This window comes from Guyparkeria sp. SB14A (assembly GCF_005096345.1).
Taxonomy (GTDB): Bacteria; Pseudomonadota; Gammaproteobacteria; order Halothiobacillales; family Halothiobacillaceae; genus Guyparkeria; species Guyparkeria hydrothermalis.
This window is the reverse complement of record NZ_SWAW01000003.1, coordinates 52,931-70,780: the sequence shown is the minus strand read 5'-3', so window position 1 is coordinate 70,780 and position 17,850 is coordinate 52,931. Positions and strand designations below refer to the sequence as shown.

At 64.2% G+C, this 17,850-nt stretch carries 17 protein-coding genes; 5 read left to right on the top strand and 12 right to left on the bottom strand.

The genetic code is table 11. The features are described 5' to 3' along the window. The first annotated feature begins 39 nt into the window (after positions 1–39). Positions 40–1,320 (top strand): serine hydrolase, encoded by a 1,281-nt coding sequence (locus FAZ79_RS02190; protein WP_247709467.1) that lies wholly within the window; start codon positions 40–42, stop codon positions 1,318–1,320. 1 nt (position 1,321) lies between these two features. On the opposite strand, the gene FAZ79_RS02185 is transcribed toward FAZ79_RS02190, so the two are convergent. Further along, positions 1,322–2,245 (bottom strand): serine hydrolase, encoded by a 924-nt coding sequence (locus FAZ79_RS02185; protein WP_136866279.1) that lies wholly within the window; start codon positions 2,243–2,245, stop codon positions 1,322–1,324. A 106-nt stretch (positions 2,246–2,351) separates the two neighbouring features. Between FAZ79_RS02185 and FAZ79_RS02180 the strand changes: the two genes are divergently transcribed. Beyond that, a complete protein-coding gene (locus FAZ79_RS02180; protein WP_136866278.1) occupies positions 2,352–3,668 on the top strand; it encodes an Npt1/Npt2 family nucleotide transporter in 1,317 nt (438 codons plus the stop codon). A 103-nt stretch (positions 3,669–3,771) separates the two neighbouring features. Here FAZ79_RS02180 and FAZ79_RS02175 read toward each other — a convergent pair whose 3' ends face one another. The 6 genes from FAZ79_RS02175 to FAZ79_RS02150 all read right to left on the bottom strand — a co-directional run bounded on the left by FAZ79_RS02175 (position 3,772) and on the right by FAZ79_RS02150 (position 9,612). Next, positions 3,772–4,554, bottom strand: a complete 783-nt coding sequence (locus tag FAZ79_RS02175) for a slipin family protein (protein ID WP_136866346.1) — start codon at positions 4,552–4,554, stop codon at positions 3,772–3,774. Between the two features lie 47 nt (positions 4,555–4,601). Continuing rightward, positions 4,602–6,017, bottom strand: a complete 1,416-nt coding sequence (locus FAZ79_RS02170; protein ID WP_136866277.1) for a nodulation protein NfeD — start codon at positions 6,015–6,017, stop codon at positions 4,602–4,604. Positions 6,018–6,188: 171 nt separating this feature from the next. Continuing rightward, complete coding sequence (gene moaA / locus FAZ79_RS02165; protein WP_136866276.1) at positions 6,189–7,175, bottom strand: GTP 3',8-cyclase MoaA; 987 nt, start codon at positions 7,173–7,175, stop codon at positions 6,189–6,191. Positions 7,176–7,446: 271 nt separating this feature from the next. Continuing rightward, positions 7,447–7,935, bottom strand: coding sequence for a cyclic pyranopterin monophosphate synthase MoaC (gene moaC / locus FAZ79_RS02160; protein WP_136866275.1), 489 nt, complete (start codon positions 7,933–7,935; stop codon positions 7,447–7,449). Then, positions 7,932–9,125 carry a gephyrin-like molybdotransferase Glp gene (gene glp, locus FAZ79_RS02155; RefSeq protein WP_169303529.1) on the bottom strand — a complete coding sequence of 398 codons (1,194 nt, stop codon included), beginning with the start codon at positions 9,123–9,125 and terminating at the stop codon, positions 7,932–7,934. The genes moaC and glp overlap by 4 nt, the downstream gene beginning before the upstream one ends. Positions 9,126–9,141: 16 nt before the next feature. Continuing rightward, positions 9,142–9,612, bottom strand: coding sequence for a molybdenum cofactor biosynthesis protein MoaE (locus FAZ79_RS02150; RefSeq protein ID WP_282097222.1), 471 nt, complete (start codon positions 9,610–9,612; stop codon positions 9,142–9,144). 406 nt (positions 9,613–10,018) lie between these two features. On the opposite strand from FAZ79_RS02150, the gene soxC reads away from it, so the two are divergent. Together soxC and FAZ79_RS02140 are read left to right on the top strand one after the other, a co-directional pair. Next, positions 10,019–11,389, top strand: a complete 1,371-nt coding sequence (gene soxC, locus FAZ79_RS02145; RefSeq protein ID WP_136866273.1) for a sulfite dehydrogenase — start codon at positions 10,019–10,021, stop codon at positions 11,387–11,389. Then, entirely contained in the window at positions 11,367–12,032 is a 666-nt protein-coding gene (locus tag FAZ79_RS02140; RefSeq protein ID WP_136866272.1) for a cytochrome c, read from the top strand. The genes soxC and FAZ79_RS02140 overlap by 23 nt, the downstream gene beginning before the upstream one ends. Before the next feature lie 110 nt (positions 12,033–12,142). Here FAZ79_RS02140 and FAZ79_RS02130 read toward each other — a convergent pair whose 3' ends face one another. From FAZ79_RS02130 to FAZ79_RS02120, 3 genes are read right to left on the bottom strand one after another with little or no spacing between them, the layout of a single operon-like run. Continuing rightward, positions 12,143–13,432, bottom strand: a complete 1,290-nt coding sequence (locus FAZ79_RS02130) for an ISL3-like element ISPpu12 family transposase (RefSeq protein ID WP_004574636.1) — start codon at positions 13,430–13,432, stop codon at positions 12,143–12,145. Between the two features lie 21 nt (positions 13,433–13,453). After that, entirely contained in the window at positions 13,454–13,966 is a 513-nt protein-coding gene (lspA, locus tag FAZ79_RS02125) for a signal peptidase II (protein ID WP_004863699.1), read from the bottom strand. Between the two features lie 3 nt (positions 13,967–13,969). Then, complete coding sequence (locus FAZ79_RS02120; RefSeq protein WP_136866271.1) at positions 13,970–14,866, bottom strand: cation transporter; 897 nt, start codon at positions 14,864–14,866, stop codon at positions 13,970–13,972. A 95-nt stretch (positions 14,867–14,961) separates the two neighbouring features. On the opposite strand from FAZ79_RS02120, the gene cadR reads away from it, so the two are divergent. Next, the gene (cadR, locus tag FAZ79_RS02115) at positions 14,962–15,369 is read left to right on the top strand and encodes a Cd(II)/Pb(II)-responsive transcriptional regulator (protein WP_004364961.1); all 408 of its coding nucleotides are present in this window, start codon (positions 14,962–14,964) and stop codon (positions 15,367–15,369) included. 350 nt (positions 15,370–15,719) lie between these two features. Here the strand turns inward: cadR and thrC are convergent, their stop codons facing one another. Then, the gene (gene thrC, locus FAZ79_RS02110; protein ID WP_136866270.1) at positions 15,720–16,886 is read right to left on the bottom strand and encodes a threonine synthase; all 1,167 of its coding nucleotides are present in this window, start codon (positions 16,884–16,886) and stop codon (positions 15,720–15,722) included. Between the two features lie 165 nt (positions 16,887–17,051). Next, positions 17,052–17,822: an S-methyl-5'-thioinosine phosphorylase gene (locus FAZ79_RS02105; RefSeq protein ID WP_136866269.1), complete on the bottom strand. Its 771-nt coding sequence runs from the start codon at positions 17,820–17,822 to the stop codon at positions 17,052–17,054. Positions 17,823–17,850: the final 28 nt, after the last annotated feature.

Sequence of the window (17,850 nt, the reverse complement as noted above, 5' to 3'; positions counted from 1 at the left end):
ACGCGGCCGGAACCGGTTTCACTGGCCTATGCTCGAGACATGAACACCATCCGCACACCCGCCAAACCCACGGCAGCCATCGGCCTGGCAGCACTGCTCGCCGGCCTGGCCGTTGGCGGTGCCGCGCAGGCCTACCCCATCGATGCCGCCGATCAGACCGGCATCGAGCGCCTGGAAGGCTATCGCCTTGCGAGCCAGGGCGAGATCGCGGGCAACCGCCTGCCACCCGGGGCCCTGCTCGATCGCGACCAGATCCAACTGCGCCTGGCCGACCGGCCGGGCTTCGAGCTGCCCGCCAGCGACCCCGGGCTGACCCGCCGGGTGGTCGACCTGCTCGGGGCCGAGGCCTCCCGCTACAGCGTCAGCGTGCTCGAGATCAGCGACCCGGACCGGCCGCGCTACGCCGAGCACAACGGCCTGACCAAACGCACGCCCGGCAGCGTCGGCAAGGTCATGCTGGTCACGGCCCTCTTGCAGGCGATCGCCGACCGTCATCCCGAGGACATCGAGGCGCGCGAGCGCCTGCTGCGCGAGACGACGGTCACCGCCGACGCGTTCATCCAGTGGGACAGTCACACGGTGCCGTTCTGGGACGGGGAAAGGAAACGTTTCACGCGTCGCCCGCTGCGGGTCGGCGATACCGCGAATCTCTGGACCTACCTCGACTGGGCCCTGTCGGCCAGCTCGAACGCCGCGGCCAGCGCCGTAATGAAGGAGTTGATGCTGCTTCACCACTTCGGCGAGGACTACCCGGTGCCGGTCGAGCGCGAGGCGGAGCTGTTCGACCGCCCACCGGCCGAACGGCGCGACATCCTGCTCGAGGCACTGGTCGATCCGATCGCGCGCAACGGGCTGGACACCGAGCAGCTGCGCCAGGGGGCGTTCTTCACCAGCGGCGGCAAGGCACGGGTCTCGGGCACCAACAGCCTAAGCACCACCCGGGAGCTGATGCGACTACTGGTGAAGATGGAAAAGGGGGAGCTGGTCGACGAGTGGTCGAGCCGGGAACTGAAACGCCTGCTGTACATGACGCAGCGGCGCATTCGCTACGCCTCGTCACCGGCACTCAGCGAGGCGGCGGTCTACTTCAAGTCCGGTTCGCTCTACAAGTGCGACCGGGAGGCGAATCCAGATTGCGGCAAGTACCGCGGCAACGTCTACAACTACATGCACTCGGTGGCGATCGTCGAGCACCCGGCCGGCGACCCGGAACGGGTCTACCTGGTGACGATGACCTCCAACGTGCTCAACGTGAACTCGGCGGTGGCCCACCAGACGTTCGCCACCCGCCTGCACCGTCTGCTGCAGGCCGGGGAGTGAGCTATTGACCGGCCGCTGTGTCCAGGCGCGGGTCCAGGCCGGCGGTGCGGATCGGTGCGTCCATGATCAGGCCGTCGAGCTCGACGATCAGGCGCTTGAGCCACTCGCCGCCACTGGGATTCTGCGCCAGCCCGACGGCGATGTAGGTCCGGCCGTCGTGCTCGACGATGGCACTGTCGGCATGCCAGTCGCGCCAGGTGCCGGACTTGCGATAGATCTGCGCCTCCGGCACCTCGCCGAGCAGGCCACCGACGAACTTGTGCGAGATGGCGGGGTCGCCCAGGATCCGCTTCATCTCGCGCGAGGACTGCGGCGAGACCAGCTGGCCGGTCTCGAGCAGGTAGTAGAACCGTGCCACCTGGAAGGCCGTCGCCCCATGGGAGAGATGATGCAGCGGGTCGCGCTGGTAGGCCGTGCCTCGGCCGTATTCCTTGCCGACCCACAGGCCGCCGTTGAGCGACTCGTCGTAGAGGCGGTAGCGGGGCGAGCGCAGCAGGTCGTTGATGTAATCGCGCCCCACGCGGCGGATCATCTCGGTCGCGGCCGTGTTCGACGAATTGCGGATCATGCGGGTCATCAGGTCGCGTGTCTCGTCGTCGAGCGCGATCGCCCCCTCGTCGATCCGCTGGAAGGCCGCCAGCAGGATGGCGATCTTGGGCAGGCTGGCCGCGTAGAGCATGGCATCGCCGTTGACCTGGGCCAGTCGCGGTCGGTCGGGGTTCGTGACGTCGACCAGGGCGATGGAAAGCTGGCCGGCCTCGACCGACCCGCCCAGGTGCAGGGCCTCGAGCCGCTCTTCCAGGCGCGCCTGGAGCGCGGGGTCAGCGGCATCGCGCAGGGCGACGGCATCCGCCGGCAGGGCCGCCTGACCGAGGCCCGCCCCGACCGACCAGAAAACAATTACCATCGCCAAACGACGCCACATGGCCACCTCCAGGCCCGGCAACGGCCGGACGCAAAATCAAATTGCTCCGAACCATACCCCATAAATGCCGTAAAGTCATGGAGATAGTCTCGTTGAAGGAAGCAAGGTGACTCGACTGACCGGAACCGAAACCCGCCCGCCAGGACCGACCGGCCCCGGCTTCGGCTCACGCCACCCGTGGCTGCTGCGGCGGGTGCTGCTGTTCACCAATTTCTTCCTGATCATCGCCGCGGTCTACCACCTCAAGCCCGCCAGCCGATCACTGTTCCTGAGCGCCCTGGGTGCCGACGCCCTGCCCTACGTCTGGATCGCCACGGCCACGGCCCTGGCCCTGACCATCGGCCTGTATCACCGCCTGATCGCGCATTACTCGCGCATCCACGTGGTCCTGGGCACCTGCGCGCTGGTGATCGCGGTGCTGATCGGCTTCTACCCGTTTCTCAACGGCAGCGGCTTCGCCGCGGCGTTCGCCTTCTACGTGTTCGTCGACATGGTCAGCGTGATCCTGGTCGAGCAGTTCTGGAGCCTGACCAACACGATCTTCTCCACCCGGGAGGGCAAGCGCTGGTATGGCTTCATCGCCACCGGCGGGCTGGTGGGCGGCGTCGCCGGCGGCATGGCCTCGAGTGCCTGGATCAGCCGGGCGGGGCTCGAGACCATGGACCTGCTGCCGATCGCCGCGGCCATCATCGGCCTGATCGTCGGACTGACCCTGCTGATGGGGCGCTACGGCCTGTACCGGGAGAAGCCCGGGGTGAGCAACCACGAGGGCCCGTCGACCGGTGACTGGCGGGCCATCCTGCGCCATCGCTACCTCGCCCTGATCGCGCTGATCCTGCTCCTGGCGCAGATCGCCGAGCCGATCATCGAATACCAGTTCATGAAGGTGGTCGAGGCGACCATCACCGATCGCGACGCGCGCACCGCCTACCTCGGCGCCTTCTTCGGCGTGCTCAGCGCCGTGGCGATCGGCATCAACCTGCTGATCACGCCCCTGGTTCACCGTTGGCTGGGGGTGCTCGGCGGCCTGTTCGTCCAGCCGATAGCGGTGCTGTTCGGCAGCCTCTGGTACCTCTCGCAGGTCACGTTGCAGGCCGGCGCGTTTCTCAAGATCGCCGACCGCGGGCTGTCCTACTCGATCAACCGCGCCTCCAAGGAACTCCTCTACGTGCCGATCGCGCCCCTGCTGATGTTCCGCGCCAAGGCCTGGATCGACATGTTCGGCTACCGCCTGTTCAAGGTGGCCGGCTCGCTGTTGATCCTGCTACTGACCCAATGGCTGCCGTGGCCGCTGGAGGCCGCCCACCTGGCCTGGGTGGTGGTCGCGATCTGCCTGGCCTGGATGGCCGTGCTCGTCCGGCTGGGCCGACGGTACCGCGGCATCCTCGAGCGCGCCGAGGCGCAGGCGGAAGGTCACCCGTAACCCGCACCCAGCGCAACAGTGCGGTCACATGAAAACGGCCCGATCACCGCTTGGATGATCGGGCCGTCAACGTGTCTGTCCCCCTTGGCGGGGAGCCCGGCAATCAGGCGTCGGGGCGCTTCTGCGTGAAGTGGCCGGTGAGTTCCTGGAAAGCGTTGGTCAGCTCGATCGGCAGCGGGAAGAACACCGAGCTGGTCTTGCCGTTGGTGGACATGTCCGCCATGGTCTGCAGGTAGCGCAGCTGCAGGGCCGCCGGGCTGTCCTTCATCATGTCGGCGGCCTGGACCAGCTTCTCGGCGGCCTGCAGCTCGCCCTCGGCATGGATGATCTTGGCGCGCCGCTCACGCTCGGCCTCGGCCTGGCGGGCGATCGCGCGGATCATCGACTCGTCCAGGTCGACGTGCTTGATCTCGACGTTGGCCACCTTGATGCCCCAGGCATCGGTCTGCTGGTCGAGGATGCCCTGGATGTCGTTGTTGAGCTTGTCGCGCTCGGAGAGCATCTCGTCGAGATCGTGCTTGCCGAGCACCGAGCGCAGGGTGGTCTGGGCGAGCTGGCTGGTCGCCGCGTAGTAGTTCTCCACCTGGATCACGGCCCGCTCGGGGTCGACCACGCGGAAGTAGAGCACCGCGTTGACCCGCACGGTGACGTTGTCCTGCGAGATCACGTCCTGGCTGGGCACGTCGAGGGTGATGATCCGCAGGTCCACCTTGACCATCTGCTGGATCACCGGGATGACGATGATCAGGCCCGGGCCCTTCACCCGCTGGAACCGCCCCAGGAAGAACACCACGCCACGCTCGTACTCGCGCAACACCCGCAGCGACATCGCGACGATCGCGACCAGCACGATCAGCGGCACGATCAGAAATCCGAAATTGCCCAGCATCTGTCTTCCCTCCATGGGCCCAAACGGCCCTTGCAATGGCGTGTCTACTCAATCGGTTCGACGGTCAGGCGCAGGCCGTCAATCGCCACCACCCGCACGGCCTGGCCAGCTCGTACCGGGTGACGACTGTCGGCCGTCCACAGTTCGCTGTGAACGAACACGCGCCCCGTACGCTCGAAATCTTCCTTGGCGATGCCCTGCATGCCGATCATCTCCTCGTAACCGGTCGCCGGTTTTTTGCGGCGCACGTCGAGAAACCGTCCCAGCACCCAGATCGAGAAGCCGGCGATCGCGATCGCCACGCCGATGATCAGGGGGAGTGCCACGTTCAGGTTGGGGTCGTCCCAGAGCATGATGGATCCTGCGGTGAAGGCGGCCAGACCGCCGATGCCGAGTGCGCCGAAACTGGGCACGAAGGCCTCGGCAATCATGAAGATGATACCGAGCAGGATCAGCGCCAGGCCCGCGTAGTTCAAGGGCATGACCTGCAGGGCGAAGAAGGCCAGGATAAGGGCGATCGAGCCGATCGTGCCGGGCACGATCGCACCAGGATTGGCCAGCTCGAAGATAATGCCGTAGATCCCGATCAACAGCAGGATATACGCGATGTTGGGGTTGGTGATCACCGCCAGCAGCTTGGTCCGCCAGTCCGGGTCCTGGCGGGCCACCTCGATACCGTCGGTCGACAGGGTTCGGCTCGCCCCGTTGACTACCACCTCGCGGCCCTCGAGCTGGCCCAGCAGGTCCGAGAGATCCTCGGCCACCACGTCGATGACGTTCAGCTCGAGGGCCTCGCGTGCGCCAAGGTTGAACCCCTCGCGCACCGCCGACTCGGCCCAGTCGGCGTTCCGATCGTGCCGTTCGGCCAACCCGCGGATGTAGGCCACCGCGTCCTCGAGCACCTTGCGCTCCATGGCATCGCCACCGCGACGTGGCTCGTCCGCCGTTCCTTCGCTGGCCGATTCGGGCTCTCTGGCTTCCTCGTCGCCGCCCTCCTCGGGCGGCGTCATGCCGGGCAGCCCCCCTCCGCCCATCTGCACGGGCGTGGCCGAACCGAGGTTGGTCGACGGGGTCATCGCCGCGATGTGCGAGCCGTAGAGGATGTAGGTGCCGGCACTGGCGGCGCGCGCCCCGGCCGGGTGGACGTAGCTTGCCACCGGGACATCGGCCTGCAGGATGGCCTGGATCATCGACCGCATGCTGGAATCAAGCCCGCCGGGGGTGTCGAGCTGCAACACGACCAGTTCGGCACGGCGCTCTTCGGCCGATTCGATGCCGCGGATCACGTAGTCGGCGGTCGCCGGCGTGATCGCGTCCTGCACCGTCAGCAGCACGGCCTCGCGTGCCCCTTGCTGGGCCGCGGCCGCCGCCAGCCAGATCAACCCGACAAGGATGAACAGCGGCCATGCCAGCCGACGCAAGGCAACGCGAGATGGACGTGCTGGAAACGCAACCTGCATGGGGACTCCCCTTTCCCATCCGGCAATGGACGGCGTCTGCCGCCGGGACATGGCAACAGCATAGGTCATTGGCCGGCCCAAGGCAGCCAGGGCAGCCGGGTCGGCACCCACCACGAGAAAGGCCGCCCGATGGGCGGCCTTAAGGAAGGTCTCGGTGGCGTGGCTCGGCGATCAGCCGCCGGTCATCGACATGAAGCGGATCACCTTCTCGGGCTTTTCCGTGAACTCGTGGCGTTCGGGCTTGAGCGCGATCGCGTGCATCAAGGCCTCCTTGAGCTCGTCGTCGGGGATGCCCTTTCGCAACAGCGGGCGGAAGGGGAAGCTCTCTTCCTGGCCCAGGCACATGTACATGGTGCCGTCGCAGCCCAGGCGCACGCGGTTGCATGTCTCACAGAAATGCTCGGACATCGGGGTAATGAAACCGACCATGGTGTCGGTACCCGCCACCTGCAGGTAGCGCGCCGGGCCGGCGCCGGTGACCGAGTTGACCGCCGGGATCAGGTCGTACTTCGCCTTTAGGCGCTTTTTGACGTCCTGCAGGCTGACGTAGTGATCGATCGCGTCGCGGCCGGTCTCGCCCATCGGCATGGTCTCGATCATGCGCAAGGTAAAGCCGTTGTCGATGCAGTAGTCGAGCAGGTCCTCGACGTCGTACTCGTTGAGCCCCTTCATCACCACGGCGTTGATCTTGATCGGATCGAAGCCAGCAGCCTTGGCCGCGGCCAACCCGTCGAGGACCTTGTCCACCTTGCCCTTGGTAATCGACTTGAAGCGCTCGGGGTCGAGGGTATCCAGACTGACGTTGATGCGGTTGGCCCCCGCCTGGCGCAACGTCTCGGCCATCTTGTTCATGCGCGTGGCGTTGGTCGACAGCGACACGTCCTGGATGCCGGGCATGGAGGCGACGCGGCCGACGATGTCCTCGATGCCCTTTCTTACCAGGGGCTCGCCACCGGTGATGCGGACATGCGAGAGGCCCATGTCGGCCATCACGCCCACCAGGCGCTCGATCTCGTCGGGGGTCAGCCAGTGCTCGGGGACCTCGAAGTCCTTGAAGCCCTCGGGCATGCAGTAGAAACAGCGCAGGTCGCAGCGGTCCGTCACGGACAGCCGCAGGTAGTTGATGGAACGGCCGAAGGGGTCGGTCAACTGCTGCATGTCTGGTCAGCCCTTGCCTGGACCATGCCGACATCCGGTTGGCATGGGTGTCTACTAACGTACGCGGCCGGCGTGGCGGCCCGCCGCGCGGGAATGGGGCCCGGCCGGGGGCGAGGGGTCGGAATCGCCCTCGACCGGGGCCTGCTCTGCAGGAGCAAGTGAAACGTGCGTCATGTTCACTTGGACATAACGGTATCAGCCATGCCCGAAAATGCAAGCGTTATGGCGATACAAACCGATCGGGTCATGTAATCACGCGCCGGGCCGGTCGTCAGGCCTCGTCTTCCACCCGCCAGTGACCGCTCTTGCCACCGCGCTTCTCCAGCAGCCGGGTCTGCTCGATCACCATGCCGCGATCAACGGCCTTGCACATGTCATACAAGGTCAGCGCGGCCACCGAGGCCGCGGTCAGCGCCTCCATCTCCACGCCCGTCTGGCCCGTGACAGCACACTCGGCCGTGATGCGCACGGCGTGGTGCTCGGGCTCGGGGGTGAGCTCGACCTTCACCTTGGTGAGCATCAGCGGGTGGCACATGGGGATCAGATCGCCGGTGCGCTTGGCCGCCATGATCCCGGCGATGCGCGCGGTGGCCAGCACGTCGCCCTTCTTGTGGCCACCGGAGAGGATCAGTTCCAAGGTCTCGGGCTGCATGACGATGCGCGATTCGGCCACGGCCACCCGCTGGGTATGCGCCTTGTCGCCGACGTCGACCATGCGGGCCTCGCCCTTCTCGTCCAGGTGGGTCAGTGTGCGGCTCATAGGCCAAGCTCCTTGAAGGCGGTGAATTCGACCGTGTCGCCGGCGGCAAGACGGGCATCGGGCGGGATCAGCGCGAGACCGTCCGCCCAGGCCAGCGAGCTCAACAGCCCCGAGTTCTGGTCGGGGTAGGCCTCCAGTTGAACCCGCCCGTCGACCTCGACGCGACGCACGCGGATATACTCGGGGCGATCCCCGCCCCGCCGAGCGGCGGCCAGGGGCAGCGGTTGGACCGGCCAGGCGCCCGGGTTGGTTCGACCGGCAAGCCGGTCGATCGCCGTGCGCACGAATCGGAGATAGGTGACGAAGGTGGACACCGGATTGCCCGGCAGGCCGAGAAACGGTGTGCCCAGCACCTCGCCGATCGCCAACGGCTTGCCGGGCTTGAGAAAGATGCGCCAGTGGTCGATGCGCCCGAGCGCCTCGACGCCGGCGCGCACCAGGTCGGCCTCGCCCACCGAGACACCACCGGAGGTGACGATCAGGTCGGCCTCGGCCGCCTCGCGCAGGCGCGCGTCGATCACGGTGGGGTCATCGGGCAGCACGGCCCGTTGGACGATCTCGACGCCGGCGGCCTTTAGAAGCACCTCCAGCATCGGCCCGTTGGCATCGTAGATCTTGCCCGGCGCGAACGGCTCACCGGGCGCGAGCAACTCGTCGCCGGTGGTCAGCAGCGCCACGCGCACCCGCCGGGAGACCGGAATGCTGGCGACGCCCGTACTGGCAATCAGCCCCAGCATGGCCGCATTGATTTGGATACCACGCTCGAGCAGCGTTTGCCCTTCCCGGGTATCCGCCCCCGTGGCGCGCACGCCGGCGCCGAGCGAAACGTCCTCGTCCCAACGGGCCCGGCCGTCCTCGACGGTCACCGACTCCTGGGCAATCACGGTATCCGCCCCCTCGGGCAGGAGCGCGCCGGTGAAGATGCGCATCGCCGTGCCGGACTCTAGCCGCGCCGGGGCATCGCCCGCGAACTGCTTGCCGACCACCGGCAACGAGGTGCCCGAGACCAGCGGGCCGGCGGCAGCGTAACCGTCGAACAGGCTCAGCGGCGCGATGGGCACGTCACGCGGGGCGGTCAGCGGCTCGGCCAGCACCCGGCCGACCGATTCGAGCACGGGCACCCGCTCGGTCTCCCCGAGGGGCCCGATCCACTCGGCCAGTCGCTCGATCACTCGTTCGACGGATTCCACGCGCGGCCCTCCCGGCTCAATCGAAATCGGCGAACCAGCGCCGACGTGCGACCTCGTCGCTCTCGCGGGCGTCCACCCAGCGGGTGTTGCCCTCCGGGTCGACCTCCTTCTTCCAGAACGGCGCGTGCGTCTTGAGGTAATCCATGATGAAGCTGCAGGCCTCGAGCGCGTCGCCGCGATGCGCGCTGGCGACCGCGACCAGCACGATCTGGTCCGTCGGTCGCAGGTGACCCACCCGGTGAACAATACTCACGCCGGCCAGGGGCCAACGGGAAATCGCCTCATCGGCCACCCGCTCGAGTGCCCGTTCGGTCATGCCCGGATAATGCTCCAGGACGAGATCGCTGACCTCGAGGTCGTCGTTGATGTCACGCACGGTGCCGAGAAAACTGGCGACGGCGCCGACATGGGCGCATTGCGAGCGCATCTCGCCGAGGAGGTGGCCAATGTCGAAATCGGCGTCTTGGACACGGATGGAACGGTACACGGTGGAGGTCGCTGCCCTGATGGATATTTCCGGCAAACTATAACGGCCCACCCCAGTCGAGCCAAGGGTTGATGGCTCGGGCGCGCGCCCGCGGGGTTCGCCGCACGAGCGGTCACGTGCGCTGATACCCCATTAAATGATCAAACCCGCATGCGGTTGTTAATTAGAACCCGCTGATGTAGATTGCTGCCGGTTCAATTTTTTGATCGGGCCATCGATCAGGGAATCCGGTTCGGATTGACCCGGCTGGAAGACCCATGAACAATAGCGGGTCATTGTCGACATCGGCAAGCCGCCGGCCTGTCCTCAAAAAACGCGCGCCTTTCGGTTGTCGGAGAACCGGAAGGCCCGGAATGGATCTAAAGAATGATGATCCGACCAATTGCCTACGATGCAGGAGTGAGCAATGTCAGAAACCACACTTGATCAGACGCCGCAGAGCGATGCCCGCGAGGGCGTGGCTTCCAGCGACCGTCGCAAATTCCTCCGCAAGAGCGTCGCGCTGGCGGCTTCCGGTGCTGCTGCTGCAGCCGCCGGCAATGCCTACGGTGACGTGAAGCTGGAGACCGTCAACGAGCCGCTCGAGATCAACCCGACCCGGAACATCCTGGGCCGTGGCGTCGTGTCCGTCCCCTACGGCATGCCGTCCAAGTTCGAGAAGGACGTCGTGCGTCGCAACGTCAGCTGGCTGACCGCCGACACTGTCGCCTCGATCAGCTTCACCCCGTGGCAGGACCTCAACGGCATCATCACGCCGAACGGTCTGCACTTCGAGCGTCACCACGCCGGTGCCGTCGACATCGATCCGGAGACCCACCAGCTGGTCATCCACGGCATGGTCGACAAGCCGATGATCTTCTCCATGGACGACCTCAAGCGCATGCCGTCGCACACCGCGATCCACTTCCTCGAGTGCCCGGCCAACGGTGCCATGGAGTGGCGCGGCGTCCAGATGGACTCCATGCAGTTCACCCACGGCATGGTGAGCTGCTCCGAGTGGACCGGCGTCAAGATCACCGACCTGATGGAATACGTCGGCGTCGATCCGAAGTCGACCTGGTTCTACGCGGAAGGTGCCGACGGCTCCGCCCTGCAGCGTTCCATCCCGATGGAAGGCGCCAAGGACCAGTTCGGCGAGCCGATCAAGGCTTCCGACTGCGAGCTCTACAAGGACGCGATGATTGCCTACGCCCAGAACGGCGAAGCGCTGCGTCCGGAGAACGGTTACCCGATCCGCTTCCTGCTCCCGGGCTGCGAAGCGAACATGTCGATCAAGTGGCTGCGCCGCATCAAGTTCGTCGACAAGCCGCTGGTGACCTACCAGGAGACCCGTCACTACATCGAGCCGCTGCCGGATGGCACCATCCGCCAGTTCTCGTTCCTGAACATGGCGAACTCGGTCATCAACTACCCGTGCCCGGACAACCACATGAAGGGCAAGGGCAGCTACGAAATCCGTGGTATCGCCTGGTCGGGCCAGGGCAAGATCGCCCACGTCGACGTCTCCGTCGATGGCGGCAAGAACTGGCAAGAGGCCGAGCTGGTCGAGCCGGTACTCAGCAAGTGCGTGACCAAGTTCAAGCTGCCGTTCGAGTGGAACGGTGACGAGCACCTGATCATGAGCCGTGCCACCGACGAGACCGGCTACGTCCAGCCGACTCTGGCACAGATGCGCAAGGTTCGTGGCACGAACAGCATCTACCACAAGAACTCCATTCAGGCCTGGAAAATCGAGAAGACTGGCGAGGTGAAGAATGTCCAAATTGAAAACTTCTAAGTTCGGCCTGGGTCTCGCGGCCGGTGCCATGGCCCTGGGCCTGAGCACCGCCGGCATCGCAGCCGAGCACGCCAGTGGCTTCAACGGCATTGGCAAGAACATCACCGACAAGGCGATCGAGCCGTGGGACATCAGTGTGTTCTACGACGGCGAAAACCTGCCGAAGGGTTCTGGCACCGTCGAGGCTGGCCAGGAGCCGTACGACACGCAGTGCGCCATGTGCCACGGCGCGTTCGGTGAAGGCGCCGAGGGCTACCCGAAGATGGCCGGCGATCCGATGCCGCAGTTCATCACCTCCCTCAAGCAGGGGCTCGATGGCGTCGGCAACCGTGGTGTCAACAACGCCTGGGGTCACGCCCCGACGCTGTTCGACATGATCAAGCGCCACATGCCGTTCTACGCACCGGGCACCATGGGTGTTGACGAGTCGTACGCAGTCACCTGCTACGTTCTCAACCTGGCCAACATCGTTGACTACGAGTTCACGTGCAGCAACGAGACCCTGGCCGACGTCAAGATGCCCGCAGCTGACTACTACGTGACCGACACCCGTCCGGACACGGATAACCAGCGCTGCATGAGCGACTGCTACGACTACGAGCCGAAGGTTGTTGGCGCTGCGGTTACTGGCGTAAGCGAGTAATCCACGACCCGACCCAACGGTCTCAAGGGCCCCGCTTCGGCGGGGTTTTTTTGGGTATACGGATTTAATGGTTGATGGGGCACCTTCACCCCATCAATCTGATACCACCCTCAGATGGTTGATAGATCGACTCCGTAGTTGAGTTCCTCTGCGAAGTCCGGCAGTCCGTAACCGATGGTTTTCTTGTAGAAAGGAGAGACCTTCGCAGTCGGTGCCTTCTTCTTGTGCTTCGTGGTGTAGAGCATTCGTGCCCGCATCACCTCGAAGGAGTAACCGCGCCCTTCACGGTTCTTGTCCTTGGCCAGTCGGTTGATGGACTCCGTGTAAGCGTTGGTGACGGGCATGTCCGTCTCGAAGTAGGTCATGGTCTCTTCGCGCCAGTTTCCCACTGCCCTGACCAGATCGCTCCAGACTTCCTTTTGGCCCTTCGGGATGGTGGCTATCCACTCGTCCAGGGCGGCTTCTGCCTGGAGCCGTGTGGTGGCGTCCCAGATGCCGTAGAAGCGCTCCTTGTGCTCGTAGGCGGCCAGCAGTTGCGGGAACGCGCCTGTCCAGGTCTCCATGATGAGGCGCTCCCGGTCTGAGACTTCGTGAGCGCGTTTCAGCAGGATTTTCCGGTCTCCCTTGAGAGTCCGGCTCTGGGACGGTTTCAGCTCCTTTCTGAGGCCCTTGCGCACTCTCTCTAGGGCATCGTTGGCCATGCGCACCACATGGAACTTATCGACCACGATACGGGCCTGGGGCAGCACAGCCTTGACCGCTGCCCGGTAGGGGTTCCACATGTCCATGCTGACGATCTCGACCTTCTGCCGGTCTTTCAGCTTCATCAGGTAGTTGGTCACCACGTCCTGGCGGCGGGTGGCCAGCAGGTCGAGCAGGGTTCGCTCCTCAATGTTGGTCAGAATGCAGCGGTAGCGCTTGTTCAGGTATAGCTCGTCAATGCCCAGGATGCGGGGCGTCTCGAAGCGGTGCCAGCGCCCCAGGAACTCGGCGCGGGCGTTGAAGATGTCGCGCACCGTCTTCTCGTCCAGGCCGGTCTGTGCCGCCACAAAGGTGTAGGGGTGGTTGAAGGATTCCTTCTCCACGTACTCATGCAGCCGCAGTGTCATACGGAATCCGTCCACCATCTCCGGTAGCTGGGGCCTGAATGTTGTCTTGCAGGCCCGGCAGGTGTATCGGCGGCGGACCACCCAGAGAGTGACCCGCTTGCCGTGGATGGGCAGATCACGATAGGGAACGTCACGCTTGCCGAACCGTACGAACTCACCCTGCACGCCGCATTCCTCGCAGGCGATGGGATCGGGCACGTCCACCTGGAAGTGCATTTCGTCGTCGGTTGATTTGCAGCCCAGTACTTGGTATTGCGGCAGGTGAAGGATGTTGTCGGGAAGTTCGGTCATGGTGTTGTATAGGCGTAGGTGTCAGTCAGATCCATCCGGCTCGGCATTGGTGTTTGCTTTTTTACCCAACAAGCTGCTGGAAACGAAAAGTAAGGCACCGAGGACAATTGCAATATCAGCCAGGTTGAAGGCCGGCCAATGCCAGTCTCGCCAATAGAAATCAAAGGAATCCACAACATAGCCGCGAAAGACCCGGTCAATCAGGTTGCCCATGGCGCCACCGAGGATAAGACTGTAAGCGATGGCTTCTCCTTTATGACGATTTTCAAGGATCAGCTTGATCAGAAAAATCGAGACCACTACCGCGATTCCGATAAAAAAGTAGCGCTGCCAGCCTCCACCATTCGCAAAAAGACTGAATGCGGCACCGGTGTTCCATAGGTGCACCCAGTTAAAGAACGGGGTCACCGAAACATACTCGCCATAGGCCATTGATTGTTGCACCAGCCATTTTACGGCCTGATCAGACGCTGCCAGCAGGCCCGATATGGACAATAGGGCATACGGCGAGAGCTTTTTGCCAATAATGAGCATTATTTAACCCTTCAACGCCAAAATGCGTCTGGCACCGTTAAGTACAATGCCCCCCACGATGGTGCCGATAATCAGATCCGGATAATTGGACCCGGTCCACGCGACCAGAGCGCCGGCGGTGATGACCCCCAGGTTGATCACCACGTCGTTGGCCGAGAATATCCAGCTTGCCTTCATGTGCGCCCCGCCCTCCCGATGTTTGGATATGAGCAGCAGACAACTGGTATTGGCAATCAATGCGACGAAGGCGATCGCCATCATCATCAGCGATTCAGGCTCACTACCGAAAACAAAGCGTCGCACCACCTCGACGAGTACGCCGATAGCCAAAATCAGTTGCAGTACCCCTGCCAGATGCGCGGCACGTACCTGCATTTTCGCACTGCGCCCTACGGCATAGAGAGCCAGGCCATAGACGGCTGCATCGGCAAACATATCCAGGGAATCAGCGATCAGGCCGGTAGACTGGGCGATCAGGCCAGCAGTCATTTCCACCACGAACATGATCGCATTGATACCGAGCAACACGCGCAGAGTGCCTGACTCCTGCGTAGCAGAGACTGCCGAGCTCTCAGCGGCCTTGATCGTCTCTGGGTCGGCAATGACGGTTTCCTGAAGCGAGGCGCCTAGCCCCAAGGTCGCCAGTTTCGCGGTAATGGGCTCAGCCTCGCCGTCATGCACGACCTTCAACCGGCGGTTCGACAAGTCGAAGGACAGTGCCCGAATCTCCTCAAAGCCGTTCAGGGCTAGGCGAATCATTCGTTCTTCTGATGGACAGTCCATCTTCGGCACGGCATAAACACTGACCCATCTCCCTGGCGCCTCGGAGGAGGCCTGTATATCGGTATCCGCTGCGGACGTTGCATCACCGCCACAGGCGCCACCACAGGATTTGCTCATGATACGACTCCACTTGAACAATGTTGTGGTACCATTTAAAACTATAAAGCTACTATAAGGTCAATAGAGTAAAGAATCCGTTGGGGAGGAGGCTGATGCGCATTGGTCAGTTGGCGCAGTTGGTAGGGGTCGAAACACAGACGATCCGCTTCTATGAACAGCAGGGCTTGTTGCCGCCGCCTGATCGGCAGGACAACGGTTACCGTGTCTATACCGAGAAGCATGGTGAGGGGCTGGCCTTCATCCGTCGCTGCAGAATCCTGGGCCTGTCACTGGCTGAGATTCACGAACTACAGAGCTATCAGGACGACCCTCATCAGCCTTGTACCGCCGTCAACGCCTTGCTCGATGATCACATCTCTCATGTGCGGTCGCAGATAACCGCTCTGCAAGCGCTTGAGAAACAACTCGTTTCACTGAGAGCGAGTTGCAACGATGACCGGGAAGTTGAGGCGTGTGGGGTTCTTGCTGGAATTAGCGAAGGAAACATGCACCAGCAGTAGGTGAAGCATCAACCAGATAATCCGATGAGATGCCGGTCTGTCTCACTCTCATGCAAAGGTAAGATCAACCATTTAATCCGCTTACCCGTTTTTTTGTGCCTGCCAAACCGGGGTGACCTTGGGGAAGGAACGACTGCCGGCAACACACGATCGCCAAGGTCGGCAGACCAGCAAGCACGGTTGCGCTGAAAGGCGACCGAGGCACCCCAACGTCAGCCTGCGCCAAACGGATGCCGTCGACGGCCCTCTGGCGGCCTTCCTTGATACTTTCCTGGGGCGCCCTACCCCCGACACGAAAAAGACCCCGCCGAGGCGGGGTCTTTTGGTCAGCGTCGGTTGACGAGCCGGGCTTACTTCATGAAGCCCAGGATCGCGTTGCGCACCGAGTCGAGGTCGGCGTCGATGGTGACCATGGTCGCCTTCTCGACCCCCGGCATGTCGCCGGTGCACTGGGCGATGGCGGTATCCGGGTCCTTGAGCCCGTTGCCGGTCAGGGTCAGCACGATGCTCGAGCCGTCCTGGATCTTGCCGGCCTCGAGATCGTTGATCAGGCCGGCCAACGAGGCGGCGGAGGCCGGCTCGCAGAAGATACCCTCGTGCTGGGTCAGCATGCGCTGGGCAGCCAGGATCTCGGCGTCGGTCACCTCGGCGAACCAGCCACCGCTCTCCTCCATCACCTTCCAGGCACGGCCCCAGCTCTGCGGGTGGCCGATCCGAATGGCCGTGGCGACGGTGTCCGGGTCGTCGACCATGGCACCGCGCATGAACGGCGCCGAGCCCGTCGCCTGGTAACCCACCATCTTGGGCCGGTTGCCACCCGAGCCGCCACCGGCGAACGGGCACTTGCCGTTGCAGTAGGCGCAGGACTCGGTCACCTGTTCGCCGGAGACCGCGGAGAGCTCGCAGTAACCGATCCAGTGCGCGGTGATGTTGCCGGCGTTACCCACTGGCAGGCAGTGGTAATCCGGGGCGCGACCGAGCTCCTCGACGATCTCGAAGGCCGCGGTCTTCTGACCCTGCAGGCGGTAGGGGTTGACCGAGTTGACGATGGTGACCGGCGCCTCTTCGGCGACTTCCTTGACCAGGCGCATGCCGTCGTCGAAGTTGCCGCGGATCTGCAGGATGGTCGCGCCGTACATCATCGCCTGGGCCAGCTTGCCCATCGCGATCTTGCCGTCGGGGATGATGACGAAGGCAGTAATGCCGGCCCGGGCCGCGTAGGCGGCGGCCGCCGCCGAGGTGTTGCCGGTCGAGGCGCAGATGATGGCCTTGGAGCCCTCTTCCACCGCCTTGGTGACCGCCATGGTCATGCCGCGGTCCTTGAACGAACCGGTCGGGTTCAGGCCCTCGTACTTGACGTAGATTTCCACCGAGCGGCCGAGCACCTTGGGCAGGTTGTGCAGCCGGATCAACGGCGTGGCCCCCTCGCCCAGGCTGATCAGGCGCGTGTCGTCGGACAGCGGCAGACGGTCACGGAACCGGTCCAGCAGACCGGTGTAGCGGCTTTGATGCGTCATGGGAATCTCGCTTGGAATGACGCGCCGCCCGATCCGGCCCGGATCGATGCGTCGATTCGGGGCCGGACCCGGCGGCGAGCGGATGATTTGCGGACATTTTACCCTGCCAGCGAATGACTGTCAGGTCAGGGCATCCGGGAACAAGGGGCCGGGTCGAGGGGTTCGTCAACCAACCTTCATGCGGCAGAGCATCTGGTCCTCGCCGCCCAGGATCTCCTTGAGCACGCGGCGGACCTGGCGCATCGAGGTCGACAGGGTCTTCTCGATTTCCTTCATGGAGACGGTCTCGCCGTCGTGCACGCCGGCCGCCCAGTTGGCCACCACGTTGAGACTGGCGTAGTCGATACCGGCCTCGCGGGCGAGCACGGCCTCCGGCATGCCGGTCATGCCGACGACGTCGCAGCCGTCGCGTTCCAGTCGGCGGATCTCGGCGGCCGTCTCCAGGCGCGGGCCCTGGGTGGCACCGTAGGTGCCGCCGTCGACCATGGGCAGGTCCAGCGCCCGGCCCGCCGCCAGGAAGGCCTCGCGCAGCGAGGCATCATAGGGATAGGTGAAATCGACGTGGGTGACCGAGTCGAGATCGCCCTCGTAGTAGGTCGACGGCCGCCCCCAGGTGTAATCGATCAGCTGATCGGGCACCACCAGCGAGCCCGGCCCCATGTCCGGGTGAATACCGCCGACGGCGGCCACCGCCAAAATGCGGCTAACCTTGAGTTCGCGCAGGGCCCAGATGTTCGCCCGGTAATTGATCTGGTGTGGCGGGATGCGGTGGTTGTAGCCGTGTCGTGGCAGGAACACCACCTGGCAGCCCTGCATCCGGCCGATGGTCACCGGCCCGGACGGCTCGCCGAATGGCGTGGACACCACCTGGTGACGCACCTCGTCGATGCCCTCGATCTGGGACAGCCCCGTCCCGCCGATGATTGCCAGATGCACGTCAGCCCTCCCGTCGATTCATGTCGCC